At 60.4% G+C, this 24,090-nt stretch carries 21 protein-coding genes; 7 read left to right on the plus strand and 14 right to left on the minus strand.

Going from position 1 to position 24,090, the window contains the following annotated elements; translation table 11 throughout:
* Positions 1-176 precede the first annotated feature (176 nt).
* From ACIQV9_RS09475 to ACIQV9_RS09490, 4 genes are all read right to left on the minus strand, one after another.
* Positions 177-1,496: an MFS transporter gene (locus ACIQV9_RS09475; RefSeq protein ID WP_219095530.1), complete on the minus strand. Its 1,320-nt coding sequence runs from the start codon at positions 1,494-1,496 to the stop codon at positions 177-179.
* A 305-nt stretch (positions 1,497-1,801) separates the two neighbouring features.
* Positions 1,802-3,133, minus strand: a complete 1,332-nt coding sequence (locus ACIQV9_RS09480; protein WP_403100390.1) for a sigma-54-dependent transcriptional regulator — start codon at positions 3,131-3,133, stop codon at positions 1,802-1,804.
* Positions 3,127-4,893 (minus strand): ATP-binding protein, encoded by a 1,767-nt coding sequence (locus tag ACIQV9_RS09485; RefSeq protein ID WP_403100392.1) that lies wholly within the window; start codon positions 4,891-4,893, stop codon positions 3,127-3,129. Before ACIQV9_RS09485 ends, ACIQV9_RS09480 begins: the two co-directional genes overlap by 7 nt.
* Positions 4,894-5,056: 163 nt before the next feature.
* Entirely contained in the window at positions 5,057-6,580 is a 1,524-nt protein-coding gene (locus ACIQV9_RS09490) for a fumarate hydratase (RefSeq protein ID WP_131062231.1), read from the minus strand.
* Between the two features lie 493 nt (positions 6,581-7,073).
* Between ACIQV9_RS09490 and ACIQV9_RS09495 the strand changes: the two genes are divergently transcribed.
* Genes ACIQV9_RS09495 through ACIQV9_RS09505 form a run of 3 tightly spaced genes read left to right on the plus strand, consistent with a single transcriptional unit; the run spans position 7,074 to position 9,889 of the window.
* A complete protein-coding gene (locus tag ACIQV9_RS09495; protein ID WP_403100396.1) occupies positions 7,074-8,180 on the plus strand; it encodes a GGDEF domain-containing protein in 1,107 nt (368 codons plus the stop codon).
* Positions 8,173-9,108, plus strand: coding sequence for an iron-sulfur-binding ferredoxin reductase (locus tag ACIQV9_RS09500; protein WP_403100398.1), 936 nt, complete (start codon positions 8,173-8,175; stop codon positions 9,106-9,108). Before ACIQV9_RS09495 ends, ACIQV9_RS09500 begins: the two co-directional genes overlap by 8 nt.
* Positions 9,109-9,139: 31 nt before the next feature.
* Positions 9,140-9,889, plus strand: a complete 750-nt coding sequence (locus tag ACIQV9_RS09505) for an enoyl-CoA hydratase-related protein (RefSeq protein ID WP_403100400.1) — start codon at positions 9,140-9,142, stop codon at positions 9,887-9,889.
* A 171-nt stretch (positions 9,890-10,060) separates the two neighbouring features.
* On the opposite strand, the gene pyk is transcribed toward ACIQV9_RS09505, so the two are convergent.
* Positions 10,061-11,512: a pyruvate kinase gene (gene pyk / locus ACIQV9_RS09510; protein ID WP_131062235.1), complete on the minus strand. Its 1,452-nt coding sequence runs from the start codon at positions 11,510-11,512 to the stop codon at positions 10,061-10,063.
* A gap of 157 nt (positions 11,513-11,669) precedes the next feature.
* On the opposite strand from pyk, the gene ACIQV9_RS09515 reads away from it, so the two are divergent.
* Both ACIQV9_RS09515 and ACIQV9_RS09520 read left to right on the plus strand, forming a co-directional pair.
* On the plus strand, positions 11,670-12,056 hold the full coding sequence (locus ACIQV9_RS09515) for a tol-pal system YbgF family protein (protein WP_403100402.1): 387 nt from the start codon (positions 11,670-11,672) through the stop codon (positions 12,054-12,056).
* Positions 12,057-12,301: 245 nt separating this feature from the next.
* Positions 12,302-12,661 (plus strand): PilZ domain-containing protein, encoded by a 360-nt coding sequence (locus tag ACIQV9_RS09520; RefSeq protein ID WP_403100405.1) that lies wholly within the window; start codon positions 12,302-12,304, stop codon positions 12,659-12,661.
* Positions 12,662-12,806: 145 nt separating this feature from the next.
* Here the strand turns inward: ACIQV9_RS09520 and ACIQV9_RS09525 are convergent, their stop codons facing one another.
* The 8 genes from ACIQV9_RS09525 to ACIQV9_RS09560 form a co-directional block, all read right to left on the minus strand.
* Entirely contained in the window at positions 12,807-13,190 is a 384-nt protein-coding gene (locus ACIQV9_RS09525; protein ID WP_403100408.1) for a DUF6124 family protein, read from the minus strand.
* A 259-nt stretch (positions 13,191-13,449) separates the two neighbouring features.
* Positions 13,450-13,668, minus strand: a complete 219-nt coding sequence (locus ACIQV9_RS09530; RefSeq protein ID WP_403100411.1) for a hypothetical protein — start codon at positions 13,666-13,668, stop codon at positions 13,450-13,452.
* Between the two features lie 136 nt (positions 13,669-13,804).
* Positions 13,805-15,136 carry a DUF58 domain-containing protein gene (locus ACIQV9_RS09535; RefSeq protein WP_403100415.1) on the minus strand — a complete coding sequence of 444 codons (1,332 nt, stop codon included), beginning with the start codon at positions 15,134-15,136 and terminating at the stop codon, positions 13,805-13,807.
* 187 nt (positions 15,137-15,323) lie between these two features.
* Positions 15,324-16,325, minus strand: a complete 1,002-nt coding sequence (locus ACIQV9_RS09540; protein WP_403100418.1) for an AAA family ATPase — start codon at positions 16,323-16,325, stop codon at positions 15,324-15,326.
* Positions 16,322-17,485, minus strand: a complete 1,164-nt coding sequence (locus ACIQV9_RS09545) for a DUF4350 domain-containing protein (protein ID WP_403100420.1) — start codon at positions 17,483-17,485, stop codon at positions 16,322-16,324. Before ACIQV9_RS09545 ends, ACIQV9_RS09540 begins: the two co-directional genes overlap by 4 nt.
* The gene (locus ACIQV9_RS09550) at positions 17,482-19,026 is read right to left on the minus strand and encodes a DUF4129 domain-containing protein (protein WP_403100423.1); all 1,545 of its coding nucleotides are present in this window, start codon (positions 19,024-19,026) and stop codon (positions 17,482-17,484) included. Before ACIQV9_RS09550 ends, ACIQV9_RS09545 begins: the two co-directional genes overlap by 4 nt.
* Positions 19,013-19,990, minus strand: coding sequence for a stage II sporulation protein M (locus tag ACIQV9_RS09555; protein WP_403100426.1), 978 nt, complete (start codon positions 19,988-19,990; stop codon positions 19,013-19,015). Before ACIQV9_RS09555 ends, ACIQV9_RS09550 begins: the two co-directional genes overlap by 14 nt.
* The gene (locus tag ACIQV9_RS09560) at positions 19,987-20,712 is read right to left on the minus strand and encodes an RDD family protein (protein WP_403100429.1); all 726 of its coding nucleotides are present in this window, start codon (positions 20,710-20,712) and stop codon (positions 19,987-19,989) included. The genes ACIQV9_RS09555 and ACIQV9_RS09560 overlap by 4 nt, the downstream gene beginning before the upstream one ends.
* A gap of 182 nt (positions 20,713-20,894) precedes the next feature.
* Here ACIQV9_RS09560 and sbcB point away from each other — a divergent pair, with 182 nt between their 5' ends.
* Positions 20,895-22,325, plus strand: coding sequence for an exodeoxyribonuclease I (sbcB, locus tag ACIQV9_RS09565; protein WP_403100431.1), 1,431 nt, complete (start codon positions 20,895-20,897; stop codon positions 22,323-22,325).
* Between the two features lie 99 nt (positions 22,326-22,424).
* Here sbcB and mvaT read toward each other — a convergent pair whose 3' ends face one another.
* Positions 22,425-22,802: a histone-like nucleoid-structuring protein MvaT gene (gene mvaT / locus ACIQV9_RS09570; RefSeq protein ID WP_007933316.1), complete on the minus strand. Its 378-nt coding sequence runs from the start codon at positions 22,800-22,802 to the stop codon at positions 22,425-22,427.
* Positions 22,803-23,142: 340 nt separating this feature from the next.
* Here mvaT and purU point away from each other — a divergent pair, with 340 nt between their 5' ends.
* A complete protein-coding gene (purU, locus tag ACIQV9_RS09575; protein WP_403100435.1) occupies positions 23,143-23,991 on the plus strand; it encodes a formyltetrahydrofolate deformylase in 849 nt (282 codons plus the stop codon).
* Positions 23,992-24,090 lie beyond the last annotated feature (99 nt).

The following is a 24,090-nucleotide window of genomic DNA, read 5'->3' on the forward strand; positions in this document are numbered from 1 at the left end:
ATGAGGTCCCTGTAGGAGCGAGGCTTGCCCGCGAAAGCGATTTCCTGGCCAGCATTGATGTTGGCTGACACGACGCCTTCGCGGGCAAGCCTCGCTCCTACAGGGGGCTGCGTCGACAATGAAAACAGGGGCAGACCCGTTAAGGTCTGCCCCTGTTTTTTATTGCGCGGGCTGACTCAGTCCGTCTCGATCCGCGAATGCTTGCGGGTGTCTTTCATGGTGATGTACACCAGCAGCGACACGGCAATACACGCGGTCACATACCAGTAGTAACCGGTTTCCATGCCGATGCTCTTGAACCACAGCGCGATGTATTCAGCGGTGCCGCCGAAGATCGACACGGTCAGCGCATACGGCAGGCCGACGCCCAGTGCACGAATCTCGGTCGGGAACAGTTCGGCCTTCACCACGGCGTTGATCGAGGTATAGCCGCTGACGATGATCAGCGCCGCCATGATCAGGAAGAATGCCCCCCACCAGGATTGAATGGTGTGCAGGGTGGTCAGGATCGGCACGGTGAACAGCGTCCCGAGCACACCGAAGGCAATCAGGATCGGACGACGACCGACCTTGTCCGACAGCCCGCCGATGATCGGTTGCAGGCACATGAACAGGAACAGCGTGGCAGCGGAAATGGTGGTGGAGTCGGAGATGCTCATGCCGACCGTGTTCACCAGGTATTTCTGCATGTACGTGGTGTAGGTGTAGAACGCCAGGGTGCCGCCCATGGTCAGGCCGACCACGGTCATCAGTTCCTTGGGATGGCGCATCAAGGTGCGCATCGCGCTTTCCTTGGCCTTCACTTTCTTGGTGAACGACTCGGTTTCTTCCATGCCACGACGCAGGTACAGCGCGACAACGGCACACAGCGCGCCGATGGCGAACGGGATGCGCCAGCCCCAGGCGTACAGCTCTTCGGTGGTCAGGACTTGTTGCAGCACGATCAACACCGCCAACGCGATGAGCTGACCCGAAATCAGGGTCACGTACTGGAAGCTGGAGTAGAAGCCGCGACGTTCCTTGGTCGCCATCTCGCTGAGGTACGTCGCCGAGGTGCCGTACTCGCCGCCGACCGACAGGCCCTGCAGCAGGCGGGCGAAAATCAGCAGGATCGGTGCGCCGATGCCGATGGTTTCATAACCGGGGCTCAGGGCAATCAGCAGCGAGCCGAAACACATCAGATACACCGAAGCCATCAGTGCTTTCTTGCGACCGGCCTTGTCGGCGTACAGGCCCATCAGCCAGCCACCGATCGGGCGCATCAGGAAGCCCACGGCGAAGATCGCGGCGGTGTTCAGCAGTTGGGCGGTGGTGTCGCCTTTGGGGAAAAAGGACTTGGCGAAATACAGGGAGAAGGCAGCGTAGACGTACCAGTCGTACCACTCGACCATGTTGCCGACAGAGCCGCTGAAGATCGACTTGATGCGACTGGCGGTGGTTCTTTCTTTGGCGGGCACGGCAGCCGACCCAAGGGGCAGGGCGTTGGAGTTATCCATTGAAGGATCCTTCGTTTAATTGTTTTTGTGGAGCGCGTTGAAACGCAGCCTGCTTGGGCTATAGCAGGAGGTGTGCCAAAGGGAAGAGGGCCGGGCTAGAGGGGTTTCGAAAGTCGGGTGAGCGGAAATCCGCTTATGTTGGGTTGGGCGTGAGCGGAAAATTGCTTATCTGGCTTGTGGATTGATCGTTCCCACGCTCTGCGTGGGAATGCCTCTGCGGACGCTCCGCGTTCGGCTTTTTGGGACGCAGAGCGTCCCGGGCTGCATTCCCACGCGGACGGTTCGACGCCTCGACGTGGGAACGATCATTCACCCAGGAACATCTCCCGCGTCAGCCCATGGCGCTGCATCTTTTCATTGAAGGTCCGGCGCGGCAGTTGCAGTTCTTCCAGCACCGCTTTCACATCCCCCTTGTGCCGGGTCAACGCCGAGCGCAGGCAATGCGCTTCGAACGCTTCCGCCTGCGCCGCCAGCGACTGCCCGGGATCGATCCCGACCGGTTCCGGTTCACCCAACCCCAGCACCTGCCGCTCGGCCACGTTCGCCAGTTCACGCACATTACCCGGCCAGTCGTGGCTCAGCAGATGGCTCAACTGCGGGCCGCTCAACGGTGGAAACGTGCGGCCCAAACGCTCGGCGGCATTCTGTGCAAACGACTCGAACAGCAACGGAATGTCTTCACGCCGTTCTCGCAACGGCGGCAGCCGCAACTCGGCCACATTCAAGCGATACGCCAGATCTTCACGAAAACGCCCGGCCCGCGCCTCATCCAGCAGATCAGGCTTGGTCGCGGCGATGATCCGCAGATCCACGCGAATGCTCTGGTTCGAGCCCAACCGCTCCAGTTTCTGCTCCTGCAAGACCCGCAGCAATTTCACCTGCTGGGCCAGCGGCATGCTTTCGATTTCATCGAGAAACAGCGTGCCGCCATCGGCGTATTCAAGCTTGCCAATGCGTTTACCCGAGGCACCGGTGAACGCACCGCTCTCATGGCCAAACAATTCAGCCTCGAACAACTGCTCGGGAATCGCCGCGCAATTGAGCGCCACAAATGGCTTGTCCGCGCGTGGCCCGAAGTCGTGCAGGCAGCGGGCGACCAACTCTTTGCCGCTGCCGGTTTCACCCCGGATCAACACATTGACCGGCAATGCTGCCAGATCCAGCACCTGCCGACGCAACGTCTGCAAACCACGGGACACGCCCAACAGCGTCGCATCGAGTTTGGCGCGGTTGTCGGCCAGCTCATGCAAGGCGCGGTTTTCCAGCACCAGCCGGCGCTTGTCCAAGGCGCGGCGCAAACTGCTCAGCAGGGTTTCCGGGCTGAAGGGTTTTTCGAGGAAGTCATAGGCGCCGTCGCGCATCGCTTCGACCGCCATCGGCACATCGCCGTGGCCGGTCAGCAGAATCACCGGCAAGTCGGCATCGCGGCGCTGAACCTCGGCCAGCAACTCAAGGCCGGTCATGCCGGGCATGCGCACGTCGCTGAGGATCACGCCCGGGAAGTGGCCCGGCAATTGCGCCAGGCACTCATCGGCGCGGCTGAACAGCTGCACCTCGAAACCCGACAGGCTCAGCCATTGCTCGACGGCGCTGCGAATGCTGCTTTCGTCGTCGACCACCATTACTGAATTCAGCATGGGCCGTGGGCCTCCAGGTCGATGGGTAAAGTCACGGTGAACACCGCGCCGTTGGCGTGATTGTCGGCGCTCAGACGCCCGCCCGATTCGTGAACGATGGCAAACGATACCGCCAAGCCAAGGCCCAATCCATCACCCACCGGTTTGGTGGTGAAGAACGGATCGAACACGTTCGGCAGATGTTCTTCGGCGATGCCGCCGCCGTTGTCGGTGACGGTCAGGCGCCAAAGTTGTTCGTCGGCTTCGAGGCGGATTTCCAGGCGTTTGCAGGGTTTGTCCTGCATCGCATCCAAGGCGTTGCGCAGTAGATTGATCAACACCTGTTCCAGACGAATCGCATCGCCACGCACCCACGCCGGACGCGTCAGGTGCAGCACGGTGCTGACTTGCTCATCACGCAGACGCGCGTCGAGCAATTGCAGCGACTGGTCCACCACTGCCGCCAAATCCAGCCGTTCGCGCAAGCCGCTGGGGCTTTTGCGGGCGAAGGTTTTCAGGTGGCCGGTGAGGGCGGCCATGCGCGTCAGCATGTCGTCCACCGGTTTCAGCGCCTTGTAGGCGTCATCGACCCGGCCGTGATCGAGCAGCAGCCTCAGCGTAGCCAGTTGCATGCGCTGGGCCGTCAGCGGCTGATTGATTTCATGGGCGAGGGCGGCGGACATCTGGCCGAGGGCCGCGAGTTTGGCCGACTGCACCAGACCGTCCTGAGCGGTGCGCAGGTCGCGGGTGCGTTCTTCCACCAGCTGTTCGAGTTCTTCACGGCTGCGTTGGCGCATTTTCGCCAGGCGCCAGCGCTGATTGAGGAACAGCAATAGAAACACCAGCGCCAGCCACAACCCGGCAGCGGCGAGCGCGGCGTTGCGGCTGTCTTCGAAGGCGACTTGCGGGCGGCGCAGCAGGTGCAAGGTCCAGCCTTCAGTGCTCAGCGGCAGCGATTCCCACAGGTAATTGGCGGTGCCGTCAGGCCCGACGACCCGCGCCAGATCGCTGTTGTCGTCAAAGCGCTGCAGCGATTGATAGTCCAGCGGTGTCAGCGGTTGTTTGTCGTACTGGCGGGTGACCTTGAGCTCGGCGTGATCGCTGTCGCTCAAGGGTTTCAACAATCGATAGCGCCAGCCCGGCTGATTGGCGATGAAGATAATGCCGCGTGCATCGCTGACCAGCAGCGTGTCGCTGCCCTGACGCCATTCGCGCTCCAGTTCCGGAAACTCGAGCTTCACCACCATCGCCCCGAGGAACTCGCCGCTGTCGCTGGTCACCGCGCTGGACAGGAAATACCCCGGAATGCCACTGGTCACCCCCACCGCATAAAAGCGCCCGGTGCCCTGGGTGCGGGTCTGGCTGAAGTAGGGACGGAAACCGTAGTTGTGCCCGACGTAACTGCTGGGCAAACGCCAATTGCTGGCGGCCACGGCGAGGCCGGTGCGGTCGAGCAGTTCCAGGGTCGAGGACTGCGCAGCGCCGTTGATTTTTTCCAGCTTGCGGTTCAACGCGTCCTGTTGTTCGGTCGTTACCTGGCCATCGAGTGCGGCGCGCAACTCCGGGTCCAGCGCCAGCACGGCGGGCAGGGCGCGGTAGCGATCAATCAGGGTGTGCAGGGAGTTGGCGTAGAGCGCCAATTGCTGATTGGCGCGGGCGGCGTCTTCGACCAGGGCCTGGCGTTCGGTGTGACGCAGGGCAATCCCGGCCGCCAATGCGGCACCGGCGAGGATAAGGAGGGTGTATAGAGTTATGCGCAAAGAGCGAGAAGACTCAAACATGCCGGGGATTACACAAGTGTGCAGAGGGCGCGAACCATATCACGACGGTGTTGAGCATTCCCACGCTGAATTCCACCACTTTTTTGACATAGATATATAAAACAAATAAAAAAGGCGGCAAGAGCATAGCTCCTGTCGCCTTTTTATTTCGTCGTCGCAGCGCTTATTGCACTTCGACCGCCAGGCTTTCACTGATCTTTTGCTGCCAGATCGCCGGGCCGGTGATGTGAACCGACTCGCCCTTGCTGTCGACCGCAACGGTCACCGGCATGTCTTTCACATCGAACTCGTAGATCGCTTCCATCCCCAGTTCGGCGAAAGCCACCACGCGGGATTTCTTGATCGCTTGCGCCACCAGGTAAGCCGCGCCGCCCACTGCCATCAGGTAAACGGCTTTGTGGTCCTTGATCGCTTCGATCGCGGTCGGGCCGCGCTCGGATTTGCCGATCATGCCCAACAGGCCGGTTTGCTCGAGGATCTGACGGGTGAACTTGTCCATCCGCGTCGCGGTAGTCGGACCGGCAGGGCCCACCACTTCTTCGCGCACCGGATCGACCGGGCCGACGTAGTAGATGAAGCGACCCTTGAGGTCCACCGGCAGGGTTTCACCCTTGTTCAGCATCTCGACCATGCGCTTGTGCGCCGCGTCGCGACCGGTGAGCATCTTGCCGTTGAGCAGAACGGTTTCGCCCGGCTTCCAGCTCTGCACGTCTTCCGGGGTCAGGGTGTCGAGGTTGACGCGACGAGCCGACGGGCCGGCTTCCCAGACGATTTCCGGGTAGGCGTCCAGCGGTGGCGCTTCCAGGGACGCCGGTCCGGAACCGTCGAGCACGAAGTGCGCGTGACGGGTGGCGGCGCAGTTGGGGATCATGCACACCGGCAACGAAGCGGCGTGGGTCGGGTAATCCATGATCTTCACGTCGAGCACGGTGGTCAGGCCACCCAGGCCCTGGGCACCGATGCCCAGTTGGTTGACCTTCTCGAACAGCTCCAGACGCATCTCTTCGATACGGTTGGACGGGCCGCGTTTTTTCAGCTCGTGGATGTCGATGGATTCCATCAACACTTCCTTGGCCATCACCGCGGCTTTCTCGGCCGTGCCACCGATGCCGATGCCGAGCATGCCCGGTGGGCACCAGCCGGCGCCCATGGTCGGAACGGTCTTCAGCACCCAGTCGACGATCGAGTCGGACGGGTTGAGCATGGCCATTTTCGACTTGTTCTCGGAACCGCCGCCCTTGGCCGCCACGTCCACTTCCACGGTGTTACCCGGAACGATGGAGTAGTGGATAACGGCCGGGGTGTTGTCCTTGGTGTTTTTACGAGCGCCCGCCGGGTCGGCGAGGATCGAGGCACGCAGGACGTTTTCCGGCAGGTTGTAAGCCCGGCGCACGCCTTCGTTGATCATGTCGTCCAGGCCCATGGTGGCGCCATCCCAACGCACGTCCATGCCCACGCGGACGAAGACGGTGACGATGCCGGTGTCCTGGCAGATCGGGCGGTGGCCGGTGGCACACATGCGCGAGTTGATCAGGATTTGCGCCATCGAATCGCGAGCTGCCGGCGATTCTTCGCGCAGGTAGGCCTCGTGCATCGCCTGGATGAAGTCAACGGGGTGGTAATAGGAAATGAATTGCAGGGCGTCGGCAACGCTCTGAATCAGGTCGTCTTGCTTGATCACGGTCATGAGTCGCGCTCCTCTAAAAGACGGGAACATTCAATAAGGTGCTTGCAGCTTGGGTGCATCGGTCGGTTGCAAGCACCTTTCAAGGCACGCCGGGGCTGCTGGCGCGACGCTAAAAAGGCGCGGCAGTATACCGCGCCTCGGTGGCGGGCACACCCGCCGACAGTCAATCGTTGGTCTTATAACACCGCGATCCCTGTAGCAGCTGGCGAAGCCTGCGTTCGGCGGCGCAGCCGTCGTGAAACCTGTGTTTAAGGTCTGCCTGATACACCGAGGTGCCCGATTTCACGACTGCTGCGCCGCCGAACGCAGGCTTCGCCAGCTGCTACAGGGACCATGGCAAGCACCAGGATCCAGGTGAAAATCGAACATGCTTTTGACGCCAGTTTTCTGCCCCGAAAATTGAATGGTCATTTATCAGACACCCCACTAAAGTGGCATTCGGTCTGTAGAGTAGGACACTCGATCAGCCTCCTTTCGCACGGTGAGTCAACGATTGACCCATAACGCCATCCAACGGCTTTTGCTCAAACGCTTTGCCCTCGCAGCCGGCACCTACGCCCTGGCCTTGGTATTGCTGTGGCTGGCATTTTTCACCGGGCATTACGATGAACCGCTGGCCAGCGTGGCCATTGGCAGTGCGCTGGTGGTCATCACCCAAGCGACGTTGTTCGCGGTGTTTTACAGCGGCTGCAACCTGCGGTTTTCCGACCCGAGCCTGACCGAAGCGCAGGTGTTGATGGGCCTGGGTTGGCAGACATGGCTGATCGCCAATCTGGATGAGGCGCGCGGTGCGTTCCTGGTGTTCTACCTGTTGATCATGTTGTTCGGGCTGTTCCATCTTTCGCGCCGTGCGTTTGTGCGGTGCGCGTTGTTGGTGTTTTTCAGTTTCAGTGCGATCACGCTGTGGGAGGGCTACCACTTCCAGTTGCACGACCCGGCGCTCGCCGCGTTGCAGGTGTGCGTGCTGCTTATCGTATTGGTGTGGCTGGAGCTTTATGCGCGTTACGTCCAGGCCTCGCGTCAACGTATGCGCCAACGCCGGTTTGCCTTGCAGGCGCATCAGGACACCCTGCGCGGGATGATGCGCCAGCTCGAAGACCTGGTCGCCACCGACGAACTCACCGGGCTGTTCAACCGCCGGCATTTCCTGCGCCTGGCCTCCCGCGAGCTGAACGCGATGGAGGCGGGCGTGGTGCATGGCCTGGCGTTGATCGACCTCGATCACTTCAAACGGATCAACGATGTGCACGGCCACGCGGCGGGCGATCAGGTGTTGCAAGCCTTCGCCGCCGTGGCCATGGCCTGCCTGCGCGACGGCGATGTGTTGGCCCGTTATGGCGGCGAAGAATTCGTGGTGCTGCTGCCCGACTGCAATGCCGAACGCCTGACGTCCTGTTGCGAGCGGCTGCGCATTGCCTTCACCGATGTCGAGTTGATCGGTCTCAACGTCGCCCACCTCAGCTTGTCCGCCGGCATGACCTTGCTGGAGCTGGGCGATGATCTCGACGACGCCTTGCAGCGCGCCGATCAGGCGCTTTACCGCGCCAAGCGTGACGGTCGAAATCGCTGCGCGGCAGCGTGGGAGAACGTCGATGCCTGAGTTGCGCGTCGGCGAGCGCCACTGGTCGGTGGCGCCGGGCAGCAACCTGCTCGATGCCTTGAATCAGAACGGCGTGGCCGTGCCTTACAGTTGCCGCGCCGGCAGTTGCCATGCGTGCCTGGTGCAATGCGTTCAAGGCTTGCCCAGCGACAGCCGTCCCGATGCCTTGAGCGCCGATCAACGTCGGCAAGGCTGGCGACTGGCGTGTCAGTGTCAGGTGGTCGAGGACTTGCAGGTGCATACCTTCGATCCGAACGTCGACGGCCGCCCGGCGCAAGTCGCTGCTGTCGATTGGTTGAGCGCCAGCGTGTTGCGTTTGCGCCTGACCACCGAGCGACCACTGCGCTACAGCGCCGGGCAGCATCTGGTGTTGTGGGCCGGCAACGTGGCGCGGCCTTACTCCTTGGCGAGCCTGCCGGAAGAAGACCGCTTTCTGGAATTCCACCTCGATTGCCGCCAGCCGGGGGAATTCAGCGACGCGGCCCGCCAGCTGAAAATCGGCGACCCGATCCGCCTCGGCGAATTGCGCGGCGGAGCGCTGCATTACGATCCGGACTGGAACACCCGGCCACTGTGGCTGATGGCCGCCGGTACGGGGTTGGGGCCGTTGTTCGGTGTGTTGCGCGAAGCGTTGCGTCAGGATCACCAAGGCGCCATTCGCGTCATTCACCTCGCCCATGACGCTAGCGAGCATTACCTGGCCAAACCCCTGCATGCCATGTGCGACGTGCGTGAAAACCTCAGCATTGAATTCTGGACCCCGGCCGAGTTGCCGCAGGCGTTGGCGCAACTGCGGCTTGTTTCCCGGCAAACCCTGGCCTTAGTCTGCGGAGCCCCCGACAGTGTCGACGCCTTTGCCCGACGTTTGTACCTGGCCGGATTGCCGCGCAACCAACTGCTGGCGGATGTCTTTGTTCCCCGTGGTTGAGCGCTGATCGTTTAACGACGCGAGACTCGCCATGACCGATGCCATCCAGCTTGAACGCGAACGCGGCCTGCTGACCCTGCGCCTGAACCGCCCCGACAAGAAAAACGCCCTGACCCGCGCCATGTACAACCACTTGGCCGAAGCGCTGAAACAGGCCGACACCGACCCCGAAATCAACGCCGTGCTAATCACCGGCAGCGCCGAGTGCTTCACCGCCGGCAACGACATCGCCGACTTCATCCAGCAACCGCCGGGCAACCTCGACAGCCCGGTGTTTCACTTCATGCTCAACTTGCTGGAGTGCCGCAAACCGGTGATCGCCGCCGTGGCCGGTGCGGCGGTGGGAATTGGCACGACGATGTTGCTGCATTGCGATCTGGTGTATGTCAGCCGTGATGCGCGGTTGCGAATGCCGTTCGTGAATCTTGGGTTGTGCCCGGAGTTCGGCTCCAGCCTTCTCTTGCCGCGACTGCTCGGGCACGCAAAAGCAGCGGAGTTGCTTCTGCTCGGCGAAAGCTTCAGCGGAGAACAGGCCGCCGCTTGGGGCATAGCCACCGAAGCGTTGGCCAGCGGAGAAGCGGCGTTGGCCAAGGCGCGGGAGATGGCGTTGCGGTTTGAGTCATTGCCACCGGAAGCGGTGCGGATCAGCAAGCAATTGATGAAAGCCCCGGACCGGGAATTGCTGCGTAAGGTGATCGAAGAAGAGGGCGCGTTGTTCACCCAGCGGTTGCGCTCGCCTGAGGCGATGGCGGCGTTGTCGGCCTTTATCAGCCGACACTGACGCCGATCGTTCCCACGCTCTGCGTGGGAATGCAGTCCGGGACGCTCCGCGTCCCATCAAGAGCCGAACGCGGAGCGTCCGTAGAGGCATTCCCACGCGGAGCGTGGGAACGATCACCAAAAAGCCCCGCCATTCTCATGGCGGGGCTTTTGTTTTTCAGCAGCCGATCAATCAGACCATCGGGTCGCCAACGTGCAGGATTTTCATCCCGTTGGTGCCGCCGATGGTGTGGTAGCTGTCGCCCTTGGTCAGGATGACCCAGTCGCCTTTCTCCACGACGCCGCGTTTGAGCAACTCGTCGATCGCGGCCTGGCTGACTTGCTCAGGCGGCAGCGATGCCGGGTCGAACGGTACGGTGTAGACGCCGCGGAACATGGCCGCGCGGGCCTGGGTTTCGCGGTGCGGGGAGAACGCGTAGATCGGCACCGAGGAACGGATGCGCGACATGATCAACGGCGTGTAGCCACTTTCGGTCAGGGCGATGATCGCCTTCACGCCCGGGAAGTGGTTGGCGGTGTACATGGCGGCCAGGGCGATGCTCTGGTCGCAGCTTTCGAAGACCTTGCCGATGCGGTGGCTGGAGGTCTTGCTGGTCGGGTGCTTTTCAGCGCCGACACAGATGCGCGCCATCGCTTGCACGGCTTCCAGCGGATACAGACCAGCGGCGGATTCGGCGGACAGCATCACGGCGTCGGTGTAGTCGAGCACGGCGTTGGCCACGTCGGACACTTCGGCGCGGGTTGGCATCGGGTTCTGGATCATCGACTCCATCATCTGGGTCGCCACGATCACAGCCTTGTTGTGGCGGCGAGCGTGCAGAATGATTTTCTTCTGAATGCCTACCAGCTCGGCGTCGCCGATTTCCACACCGAGGTCACCACGGGCCACCATGACGGCGTCGGAGGCTTTGATCAGTGCATCAAGGGTGTCGTCATCGGCCACGGCTTCGGCGCGTTCGATCTTCGCCACCAGCCAGGCAGTACCGCCGGCTTCGTCGCGCAGTTGACGGGCGTATTCCATGTCGGCGGCGTCACGCGGGAAAGACACCGCGAGGTAGTCGACCTGCATTTCGGCGGCGAGCTTGATGTCGGCCTTGTCTTTCTCGGTCAGGGCCGGCGCCGTCAGGCCACCGCCGCGACGGTTGATGCCTTTATGGTCGGACAGCGGGCCGCCGATCAGCACGGTGCAGTTCAGTTCGGTGGCGGTGGCGGTATCGACGCGCATCACCACGCGACCGTCGTCGAGCAGCAGCTCGTCGCCCACGCCGCAGTCTTTCACCAGGTCCGGGTAGTCGATGCCGACCACTTGCTGGTTGCCTTCGGTCAGAGGATGGCTGGTGGAGAAGGTGAATTGATCACCGATCTTCAGCTCGATCTTCTTGTTGGCGAATTTGGCGATACGGATTTTCGGGCCTTGCAAGTCACCCAGCAGGGCAACGAAACGACCATGCTTGGCCGCGAGGTCACGCACCAGCTTCGCGCGAGCCTTGTGCTCGTCGGGGGTGCCGTGGGAGAAGTTCAGGCGGGCGACGTCCAGGCCAGCCAGAATCAGCTGTTCGAGAACTTCCGGCGAGTTACTGGCCGGGCCAAGGGTAGCGACGATTTTGGTACGACGGACGGACATGCAAAGACTCCTGAGTTCAAGCGCTGAGTGAGGCTACTATGGTCCGAAGTTGTAGTCATTGTTCATATGCACTACTTATTCGTTTATATCTTTAACCGAACATTCCTGAAGATTTCTGCTCACGGGTCGATACAGAGCTCAAGACAGGAGAACCCCCATGCGATTCGTGCCCATTGCCGCCCTTGCCCTTAGCGTCCTCAGCGTCACGGGCTGCACCCGTTGGTCGATGAACCACCATTTGAACCTCGCCTACAGCGCCTACGATCGCGGCAATTGCGAGCAAGTCATGCTCGAACTGTCGAAAGTCGAGCGCTCCAGCCGTGCGCGGCCTTATGTGTGGCCGGAAGTGTCGATGATGCGCGGCCAGTGCCTGGAACGGCAGAAGCTGTTCATCGATGCGGCGCAGACTTATCAGTTCATCATGGCGTCGTACCCGCAAAGCGAATACGCCTACCGCGCCCGCGCCCGTCTGGAAACCTTGCAGAGTCTGGGCCATTACCCGACTCGCAGCGCCGCAGCAGCGGTGCGCCCGACGCAGTTCTGATGGCAGGTGTCATGCAAAGGATGGCTGCCCGGCGGTGGTGAGCTATAGTCCAAGAGATCGGTTCTAGAGCCTCGCCTCCAGACCGAGGTCATACCTGTGATCGGCAGGAGTAAGCGTCAGCGGTTTCGTGGACTGACGCACCGTGATCGGGGAGAGCGCGCCAGGCTTTTTCAACAAGAGCAAAAACGGCACGTTCCGAAGCATTAGTGCGGCCCTGCTTAAGGGCCTTGCTGGGCCAATTGCGCATGTTTACCGACCGCCGGATCGAGCGGCATCAATTGCCGTATTTTCTGAAAGTGTTCAACAGCGTCACCGACAAACCCATCGGCTTTCTGGGCAATGTGTCCGCCGACGGGCTGATGCTCATCAGCCAGTTGCCCATGATGGTGGGCGTCGACTTTGACCTGCGTTTGAAAATCCCCGCCAGCGACGGTTGCCTACAGGTCATTGACCTGACGGCCTGTTGTTTGTGGTGCCACGAAGACGAAACCCCCCACCATTACGACGCCGGGTTCAGCCTGCAACGGCCACCGCCGGAGTATGGGCAATTGGTGGAGGCGCTGACGCAGTACTTCAGTTTTCAGCCGTTGCCTGCATCGGCCTGAAGCCTGCGGTGTCTCCAGCATCGCCATCGCGGGCAAGCCCGCCCCCACAGGTTTCGAGTTGAACGCAGGTTTTGTGTTCACCGATTAACCCTGTGGGAGCGGGCTTGCCCGCGAAGGCGTCAGTCCAGGCGCCTGCTATTCAGGCTCAGGTCACCTTGATTGCCTTCTCGTTATCCAGCGACCGCTCCACCAGCATCAACCCCAACTCACTCATCCGGTAAATCGCCATCGCCAAATGCCGCGGCTTGTCGTCCAGGCTTTCCGCCAAGTCGAGTAGCAGAATGCTGACGGTCGAGAATGTTTCGTAGGTCTCGATGGTCAAGGCTTCGGGGTTGGCATCAGGGACAACGGTGAACATCTTCATGGCGCGTTCCTCGGTGGTGCGTTCGTTAGCAAAGCACAATTTGGTGTTTTTTTGAGCAAGATGGTGGTTCAGCGCTTTTTGGGCGGCGGCATGAAGTTTTTTTGGATCGAAAGTGGCATAGGGTGAGCACGTAGACTCGGAAAGGTCAGGTGTAGCCTTCGACATTGGGTTAACTCCTTGTTGGATCGCTCATGAATAGCGATAGGAGAACCTTAATCGGGGTGACTCTCGCCCGCAGTCAGTCGAGGGCACCGCAGGTTGTAGGCAGAAGCACCTGATTATGTAGCCGTTGTACGGCTTCTTATATATACGTGTAGGACCAGGGTAGATGCAGGGTTTGCCCATGAGCATTGGCCACAGCAAAGCGAGTCTCTCCACTGCATCATTTTTCTATTCGGGCAAAGGGACTACAAAACTGGAACACCTATTCTCCTTTGAAGTCAGTTGACAGAGAGAGAAGAGCCAACGAGATAAACTCTTGATTTTGATCCAGTGTTTCTAATGCATCTCTTAAGTGGCCTGCGACATCGATCGCACCACGCTTCTCAGCCCAGATAGTGAGCTCATCTATAGCCGCACCCAACGCTAATTGGTTCTGGTTGATCTTGATAAGCACTGACGCGAATAGATATTTATCGTCCATGATTTGTTCCTTGCTAGCTATTTGGTGTTTCGGATTTTCTTTGAAAGTACTAATTTCAGCTTTGCTGCATTGCTGAGGCCGGACGTCGTCACCTTTTTTATAGCTAAGGTTATGGCGCCTTTTACGATTATCGCTATTACATAGCGCCTTCTTTCTTCCACCCCAAATACCGCGTCACCAACTCGGCCCCCAACTCTGAGGGCCGGGCATCCACCACCGGCACTCCGTGAGCACTCAACTGCTCATGGAGTTGCGCCCGGTCATTCAAGTAATCCACCGTCCCGCAATAGGCCAGCGCCTCCGGCAAGGTTTGCACCGGCGCGTGCCGCAAACCGTCGAGCAAGTCTTCGCGCAGACTCGCCACCAGCACCCGATGCAGTTTGCTCAGGCGTTTGACGGCGGTGAGCAGTTCTTCGTCGTCTTCGTCGCGCAGGTTGGTGACCAGCACCACCAGCGCCCGGCGTTTTTGTCGGGCCAGTAGCTGCGTGACGGCAGCCTGGTAGTCGGCGGGGCGTTGGGTGCTGTCCAGGTCATAAACGGTATTGAGCAGGACCTTGAGTTGATCGGTGCCTTTGACCGGGGCGAGGTAGTGCGCTCGATCACTGGCGAAGGTGCTCAGGCCTACCGCATCGCCCTGGCGCAGGGCGATGTAGCTGAGCAGCAGGCAGGCATTGAGTGCGTGATCGAAATGGGCGAGTTCGCCGTCCTGGCTGCGCATGCGGCGGCCGCAATCGAGCATGAAGATGATCTGCTGGTCGCGCTCGTCCTGGTACTCGCGGGCGATGGGTGTGCGTTGGCGGGCGGTGGCTTTCCAGTCGATCTGACGCAGGCTGTCGCCTTCGCGGAATTCGCGCAGTTGATGGAATTCCAGACCCAGGCCACGACGTTGGCGCTGGCGCACGCCGAGTTGGCTGAGCCAGTTATCCACCGCCAGCAGTTCACCGCCGTAAAGACGGGCGAAGTCGGGGTAGACGCGGGTGCTGTCAGTCACGTCAAGAAGGCGTTTGTCGGACCATAAACCCAAGGGGCTCGGCAGGCTGATTTCGCAGTGTTCGAAGGTGAAGTGGCCGCGCTTGAGGGGGCGCAATCGATAGCCGACCTGGCTCTGCTGGCCGGGTTGCAGTTCCACCGAAAGCGGCAGGTTTTCGAAGCTGACGCCTTCTGGAACATGGTCGAAAATCTGTATGTTCAGGGGTTGAGCAAAGTCATGTTCGACCTCCAGTCGCACTTCGCTCCATCGACCGAGCGCCAGGCTGCCGGGCATTTGTCGCTGGAGGCGCGGCGAGGGCAAACGCTTGAGGCGAATGGCGTCGAGAACGGCCAGAACCAGCAGCGCTAACAACAATCCCCAGTTGATCGAAAACAGGGTTGAGGGAACGTCGAACTGCAGCGCCCGCAACGTGCCCAGCACGATGCCGATGGCCAGCAGGATGGCGAGCCAGATCAACATCAGGCGCGAGGGTTTCATGGTGTCGCGATTCCTTGGTCAGGGCTGCATTCAATCATCTGGCACAGTACCTTTGTGGCGAGCGGGCTTGCCCGCGTTGGAGTGCGAAGCACTCCCAAAAACTTCCAAGCCTTTTTACGACTGCTTCGCAGCCGAACGGGGGCGAGCCCCCTCGCCACAGGCGCATCGTTTGCCGAAGTAGTGGGTTTCACAACCGTGGCGCCGGTACTTGATCGAGCAACTGCTTGAGCACCTGATCGATGTCCAGCCCCTCGATGTCGAACTCGGGGGCGATCCGTACACGATGGCGCAGCACCGCCAGGGCGCAGCCTTTGATGTCATCCGGAATCACGAAGTCGCCACCGCGCAACAAGGCCCGGGCACGGGCGCAGCGCACCAACGCAATGGAGGCGCGTGGCCCGGCGCCGAGGGTCAGGCCTGGCCAGGTGCGGGTGGTACGGGCCAGGCGCACGGCGTAATCGAGGACCTGATCGTCCAGCGGCAGATCGCTGGCAATGCGCTGCAAGGCCAGCACGTCCTTGGCTTGCAACACGGTGCGCAACGGCTGCACGTCGAGCATGTCGGCGCGGGTCGAGCGGCTGACCTGGCGGACCATGTCCAGTTCTTGCTCGGCGTCGGGGTAGTCCATGCGCACCTTGAGCATGAAGCGGTCGAGCTCGGCTTCGGGCAGTGGATACGTGCCTTCCTGTTCGATCGGGTTTTGCGTGGCGAGCACCATGAACGGTTGCACGATGGGCAGGGCGCGGCCTTCCAGGGTGACCTGGCGTTCCTGCATGGCTTCAAGCAACGCAGCCTGGGTTTTCGCCGGCGCACGGTTGATCTCGTCGGCCAGCAGCAGGTTGGTGAACAGCGGACCCTTGCGCAGTTTGAACTGCTCGGTGTTCAGGTCGTAGACCGCGTGCCCGGTGACGTCGCTGGGCATCAGGTCCGGGGTGAACTGGATGCGCGCAAACTCGCCGCCGAAGCAGCGGGCGAGGGCTCGCACCAGCAGCGTTTTACCCAGGCCCGGCACGCCTTCGAGCAGCACATGGCCGCCGGCAATCAGTGCGGTGAGGACGTCGTCGATCACGCTGTTCTGGCCGATCACGGCTTTCTGCAACTCATTGCGCACGGCCTGGGCCAACTGACTGGCGCGCTGGCGTTGCTGGGCGGCGTGGGTCGCGCTGCCGGGCTCGATCTGTTGACTCATAGCGTGTTCCTCAAGGTTTGCAGGTGGGCGACCTGACGGCTGAACTCGGCGCTGGACAGCCGCTGTTTCGGTCGCGGGCTCATCGCCTGGCTGATGGCGCGTGTGGGTTGGCCGGTCAGGCGCGCGAGCACCAGCCATTGCTCGGCAACGCCGAGTTGTTCGAAACCGGGATGACGACGCCGCACACGCCGCAGGATGTCTTGTTGCAAGGCTTGCAGCAGGTGCTGCTGCCCGTTGCGGCGCAACATGAAATCGGCGCTGGCGCGCAGGTGTTCCTGAAGTTGACGGCGGCCTTTCGACGCCGGTTCCAGCAGCGGACCCTGGCGCACCCCGACATGCCAGAGCGCAAGACCGATCAGGGCGATGAGGGCGACCAATGCCTGAGGAAAGTTGCGCAGCAGCAAGGTCAGCAGACTGTCGTGATCGGTATTGAACAGTAAAGTCACGCTCGTGTCGGCGGTCAGGTACCAGAGCAGCCAGGCGTTGTCGTATTGGTCTATGGCCGGGGTTTTCCACAGGTCGGCGTCGGTGACCACGATGATCGAACCGAGCCCGTGGTTCAGCTGCATCATGTGCGTGGCCTTGCCACTGTTGGCCCAGGCTTGCGCGAGGTTTTTCGGGTCTTCGAGATGGAACGCGGTATCGAAACTGGCGTAGGCCGGCGCGTTCTCGTCTTCCAGGTACAGCTTGGTCAGTTTGGGGAACGGATCGTCGAGGATGTCCGGCGGCGGCTCCTTGAGGTCTTTGCTCAGCGACTGATGCACTTGCACGCGATCGAGCAGCAGGTCATTGCTCTGGTCGGTCTTTTCATCCCACAGCGACTGGGCGACAAACAACAGGCGCCCGCCGGCCCGGGTCCAGTTCATCACCTGATCAATCTGGCGCGGCGTCATGTTGTAGCGATCGCCGAGCAACAACAGGCTGTGCTGATGCGGATCGAGGCTGGGCAGCACATCAAGGCTGTTGGCATGGCCGACGGTCAGACCCTGTTTACGCAGGTAATGCTCGGCGGCCAGATAGGGATTGGCCTGGGCTTCGGGGGTGGGGCCGTGATCGATTTCGGCCTGATACGGCGTGGCCTTCAGGTACAGATAAACACTCAGGGCGCCTACCAGCACGGTGATGAACACACCGACCGAAAGCCACAAGCGCCGGCTCAACGGGCCGCTCCCGGGCCGAACAAGGTTCGCCAGCCATCACAGAGTTCCTGTTGCAAATGCGCGGGGGGCAGGCGATGCCCGTAAGCCATGTTCTGCCAGTGCCCGGTCAAGCTTTTGCTGAAGGCGAGCAAGGCCGGTTGGTGCAGTTGCTCGACGCGTTGCAGCACCTCGCCTTCGGTGTCGGCGGGTTTCAGTGCCATATTGTGGTCGTGCAACAAATGGCTGAGCAGGGCGCGATAGAGCAATCCGAGGGCCGCGCGCGGGTTGGTTTGCCAGAGGCTTTCAGCGCTGGCGGCAATGTCGGCGGGCAGGGTTTCGCGGCTCAGGTCCAGACCGAACGCTTGTTGCGGTAACGGACGCGCGGCTCTTCGGTTCAACACCGGCCGACGGCTGACGAATGCCTGCAACCAGTCGCGGTAACGCCAGATCAGCAAGCCGACGCCGCCGATTATCGCACCCCACAGCAGCACCTCAATCAGGTTGGCGAGAAAGGTGAAACGCTGGCTGTCGAGCAGACTGGCCAACGCCTTCAGCCATTCAGCTGTTTTCCCGTCGTCCGGGGTTTTGGTGTTGGGTCTGTCTTCGCCAAATCGATAGCGGGTCACCGTTTCCTTGTTCTTGAACGGGGGCTGATCGAGGATTTTTTTGATGCTGTCCCTGGAGTCCTGGCTGGTCAGCGGTTGGTCCAGCAGACGTGGGCTGTCCGGAGTAATGACCGGCTCGTCGGCCCAGACGTTTTGAGCAGTCGGCAGCAGCAGGAATGCGGCCAGCAGCAGGGTGACCGCCGTGGTGGTGAGGCGTTGGCGCAATCGGCGGAACACCAGTTCGATGTCCCAGGCTTCCAGCACCGTGCGCCGATTCAGATAAAGGCTGAAACCGCAGGCCACGTAGATCGGTTCCCAGACAATGAGCACCAGCACGTAAAAAACATTGGTCAGGTGTTCCAGCCAGCGCCAGTCCTGAGTGGCGGCGGTGATAAGGGTCTGCCAGCTCCAGTCGAGTTCAATCTGCTGTGGCAGGAACATGTAGAACAGCACCATCAGACCGATCCACAGCGCACTTTCCAGATGTACGCCAATGATCGTCAACCACTGCGCGGCACCGGCGTTGCGCTGCAGCAGCACCCGCAAGCGCTGTTGTCGTTCATCACCCTCCAGGCCTTCGAGTTGCACCACCGGCATCAGAAAACTGCGGCTCAGGCTCAGTCGTCGCCAGGTCAGGCTGGCGAGCAGTTGCGGCTTGAGCAGGCGCGGCCATTGGCGCAGCGCCTGTTTCAAGGTGGGCGTTTCACCGAACATGGCTTTGGACAGGATGTACAACGGCAAGCGCTCGAACGCCGGCTTCAACCACCAGAAGATAAACACGGCGAGGGAGGGTGAATCCCACAGGAAAACGCTGAGCAGCGCGAAGATCGGCAAGGTGATGATGGCCCAGCTGGTCATCAGCAATCGTCGGTGGCGCTGGCTCAGCAGCACGCCCAGGTCCATGGCTTCCCAGGAGGTGCGCGGGCGGATCACGACCGTGGCGTCACTCAGGCGCATGGCGGGTCCGTCCGGCAAACAGCAGGTAAGTCGCCACCAACAACCAGAGCGTCGCGCCGACCAGGTATTTGGTCATGGGGGTCGGCGCGGTCATCGACGACCAGTAGGCTTCGATAAACGCGGCAATCAGCAGAAACAGCATGACGCCGCAGATCAGCAACACGCTTTTGCGCGCGGCCAGTCGCAACGCTTCGGCACGGGGCAGGCGTCCCGGTGCGATCAACGACCATCCCAGTTGCAGGCCGGCGGCACCGGCCAGGGCAATGGCGCTCAGTTCGAACGCGCCGTGACCGATCACGAAGGACCAGAAGGTTTGCCCGAAACCGATGTGCGTCAGGTGCCCGGCCACCGCCCCGATCATCAAACCATTGAACAGCAGGAAAAACGCGCTGCCCAGACCAAACAGCAAACCGCTGGCAAAGGTCTGAAAGGCGATGCCGATGTTGTGCATGATGTAGTAACCGAACATCACCCAGTCTTCACTGGCGGCGCGTTCCGCCGAGCGCCCCAAATGGCCGGCGACCGGGTCGTACATGCTCTGCATCTCGCTGACCTGCTCGGCTGGGATCAGGTTGTAGACCAGGTCCGGGAACAGATACACCAGCAGCGCGAAACCGATCAGGCTGCCAAAAAACATCAGGCTGGCGGCGAGTACGAAGCGCCATTGTTCGCGCACCAGCCGCGGAAATCCGGCAAGGATAAAGCTCAGAATGTTGGCGCCCAGTCGACTGCGATGTCGGTAAAGCTGTTGATGCCCGCGCAGCACCTGTTGCTGCAACGAGTCGATCAGGAAACTGCTGTAGCCGCGTTCCTGAGCCAGTGCCAGCTGTTGGCAGAGCCGCCGATAGTCTTTCGGGAAGCTGGCAATGCCGGAGGCTTTCTTGCCGCGCTCCAGCTGTTCGAGCACCAGGGAAAATCGCGCCCACTCGGCCTTGTGGCGATTTTCGAAAAGGCTTTGCTTCATGCGGGCCCCAACAAGCCACGAGCGATGGCGTTAAGTTCCGCCACGGCGCGCGGCGCGGGAACCTGCAACGGTTGGGCAAGGATGGACGCGAGTTCATGGCTCCGCGCCTCGGAAAGTTCGCCCTGGCGCTCGGCGAACCCGAGGATGGCGCGTTGCTCAGGTAGCGTGAGGGCAAAGGCCGGGCGCCGAGGCTGAACGTCGGGCAGTTGCGGTCGGGTCAACGGTTGTTCGCGGTAGATGACCAGCGTGCCGGCAGCCAGATCACCGAGGCGTTTGAAGGAAGGGTGTTGCAGGCAACTGATGGCGCCGAGGAAGTAGCCAAAAGGCAACAGGTCGACGAATCGCAGCAGGTTACGCAACAGCGAGGCGGACCAGCCGATCGGGGTGCCGTCGTCATGTACCACGCGCAACCCCATCCATTGTTTGCCCGGCGAGCGGCCCTGATTGAGCACCTCGAACAGCACCATGTACCACCAGCTCACTCCGAACAGCAGGATCGAGCCCAGCCCTGCGCCGAGTTTTCCGAGAAACGCCAACACGATAAACAGCACGCCGAGAATCAGCCCGCGCAGCCCGAGGTCGATGGCGAAGGCCAGCGCACGGACCATCAATCCGGCCGGGCGCAGTGGCAAGTCGATGCCTTCGGGCGTTTCGACTTGATACCGCGTGTCCAGTGGCGGGGGCAGCGTCGCTTTCCTTGGCAGTGCTGTGGTCTCGAGCATGGGCAACCTTGATGTGGCCTGTTCGGGATTCGATGTCCGTCCGATGCTAGCAGCCTCTCGGGGGGAAACGACATAACTATGTAGTGCACGTTACGTAACGAGACCTGATTGAATGACAAGTTACTGGCCGGGGCGGGATGTGAACGCCTAGACTTTGCCGATCTTCAGTTCAGGAACAGCCCGTGACCTCGATTTTCTGGTACGACTACGAAACCACTGGCATCAATCCCCGGTGCGACCGCCCGCTGCAGGTCGCGGGGATTCGCACCGACTTTGATCTCAATGAGATCGACGAGCCGGTCAACCTCTTCTGTCAGCCCAGCGACGACATCCTGCCGCATCCGGCGGCCTGCGCGATCACCGGTATTACGCCCGGCCAACTGGCCGAACACGGTTTGAGCGAAGCCGACTTCATGACCCGGGTGCACGCTCAACTGGCGGCGCCGGGTACGTGCGGCGCGGGTTACAACACGTTGCGCTTCGATGACGAGATGACCCGTTACAGCCTGTACCGAAACTTTTTCGACCCGTATGCGCGCGAGTGGCAGGGCGGCAACAGCCGCTGGGATCTGATTGATGTGGTGCGTGCGGCATTTGCCTTGCGCCCCGATGGCCTCGTCTGGCCAACCGATGATGATGGGCGGGTGACGCTCAAGCTCGAACGGCTGACCGCCGCCAATGGCATTGACCACGGCAATGCCCACGAGGCGCTGTCGGACGTTCGCGCCACCATCGCTCTTGCTCGGCTTATTCGCGAGAAGCAGCCGAAGTTGTATGACTGGCTGTTTCAGTTACGCAGCAAACAAAAGGTGATGGATCAGATTCGGCTGTTACAACCGATGGTGCATATTTCCGGGCGATTCTCGGCGGCTCGCAGTTATGTGGGGGTCGTGCTGCCACTGGCCTGGCATCCGCGCAACAAAAACGCCCTGATTGTCTGTGACCTGCATCTGGATCCCCAGGGGTTGCTTGATCTGGACGCAGAGACTTTGCGTCAGCGGCTGTACACCCGCCGTGATGACCTAGCCGACGGCGAATTACCGGTGCCGCTCAAGCTTATTCATATCAACAAGTGCCCGGTGGTGGCGCCGCTGTCGGTACTTCGTCCTGACGATCAGCAACGCCTGGGGCTGGACATGGTGCTTTATCAGGATCGCGTACTGCGGCTAAGTGACGCACAACAAGTTTGGCAAGATAAAGTGTTGGCGATTTATACCCGCGAAGATTTCACCTCGAGTCAGGATCCCGAGCAACAGTTATACGACGGTTTTATCGGTGATCGGGACCGTCGGCTATGTGAGCAAGTCAGGGCCGCCGACCCTGCCCAATTATCACAACAGCAATGGCCTTTCGATGACGAACGTTTACCTGAATTATTGTTTCGTTATCGCGCACGCAACTTCCCCGATACGTTGAATTTCGAGGAGCAAGAGCGCTGGCGAATATTCTGTCAGCAACGTTTGTCGGTCTCCGAGTGGGGGGCACCAAATACCCTTGAAAGTTTCGTAGAAGCCGCAGCCCAATTGAACGTTACTGCTACATCGTTTCAGCGAGAGGTGCTGAATGAATGGCAGAATTATGTCCAGGGATTACGCAAACGTTTGAATCTTTGAAAACGAAAAATGCCCGGGCTGTATTCCAGGCATAAAAAAACGCCAGCATCAGCTGGCGTTATTTTTTGTCGCGGATAAGTCTTTGACAACCTATTGGGCTTAGCCCAGCAGGGTAGCCCAGCCTTCAACCACGTCACCGCCCCACTTGGCTTTCCACTCTTTCAGAGTCTTGTGGTTGCCACCTTTGGTTTCGATGACTTCGCCGTTGTGCGGGTTTTTGTATTGTTTAACTTTGCGAGCACGCTTGGTGCCAGTAGTTTTTACTGCGCCGCCGCGTGGTGCTTTGGTCTTGGACTCTGGGTCCAGCAAGGCGATGATGTCACGCAGGGACTTGGAGTATTCGCCCATCAGGGTGCGCAGTTTGCCTTCGAATTCCAGCTCGGTTTGCAGTTTGTCGTCTTGGGACAGGTTCTTCAAACGGGCTTGCAGCTCTTTGATAGCTTCTTCGGTGGCGCGATATTCGTTGATCAAGGACATGAGGACTACCTTATGTTGGGCGCTGGATGGCAGGGTGACAGTGCCGCAATAATAGTCAGGGTGTTTCATCAAGTAAACATTTAACCGGTGTTTTATTTAAATTAGTTGCGATGAATAGGGCGCAAATTGAACGCAGAGTTAAAAGTGTGATGCAGTCAACACAGATATTCACAATTGAATGCTTGAAGATTGACTACAAGATCACCATCGCGCGGGCGCCAAGGTGCTGCCGGAACCTGCTCCACTGGCCCGCATGCAAGGTAATGTGTCATCAATACTGCAGTTTTGCTGCGCACTCGCTAGAATGGCGGCCTTTGCGAAGTTCTGGAGTTTCCCCCTCATGCGCACTTTTCGGCTGGTGATTGCTTGCCCGGACCGCGTCGGCATCGTTGCTAAAGTCAGTAACTTTCTGGCGTCACATAATGGCTGGATCACTGAAGCGAGCCATCACTCTGACAATCAGAATGGCTGGTTCTTCATGCGTCACGAAATTCGTGCCGATTCGCTGCCTTTCGGTATTGAAGCCTTTCGCGAAGCGTTTGCACCCATTGCCGAAGAGTTCTCGATGAACTGGCGCATTACCGACACCGCGCAGAAAAAGCGCGTTGTGTTGATGGCCAGCCGTGAGTCCCACTGCCTGGCTGACTTGTTGCACCGTTGGCACAGTGACGAACTGGACTGCGAAATTTCCTGTGTGATTTCCAACCACGACGATTTGCGCAGCATGGTCGAGTGGCACGGCATTCCTTATTACCACGTACCGGTCAATCCACAGGACAAAGAGCCGGCCTTCGCCGAAGTCTCGCGTCTGGTGAAACAGCACGATGCCGAAGTGGTGGTACTTGCCCGTTACATGCAAATCCTGCCGCCCGCGTTGTGCAGCGAATATGCGCACAAGGTCATCAACATTCACCACAGCTTCCTGCCGTCGTTCGTCGGCGCCAAGCCGTATCACCAGGCCTCGATGCGTGGCGTGAAGTTGATCGGCGCAACCTGCCATTACGTGACCGAAGAGCTGGATGCCGGTCCGATCATCGAGCAGGATGTGGTGCGCGTCAGCCACAGCGACAGCATCGAAGACATGGTGCGTTTCGGCCGTGACGTCGAGAAGATGGTGCTGGCCCGCGGTCTGCGTTATCACCTGGAAGACCGGGTGCTGGTGCATGGCAACAAGACCGTGGTGTTCTGATAGCCTGTTTCTGATCGTTCCCACGCTCCGCGTGGGAACGCCTCGAGGGACGCTCCGCGTTCCAACTCGCGAAAGGGACGCGGAGCGTCCCGGGCTTCA

Source organism: Pseudomonas sp. NPDC099000, assembly GCF_044759925.1.
Taxonomy (GTDB): domain Bacteria; phylum Pseudomonadota; class Gammaproteobacteria; order Pseudomonadales; family Pseudomonadaceae; genus Aquipseudomonas.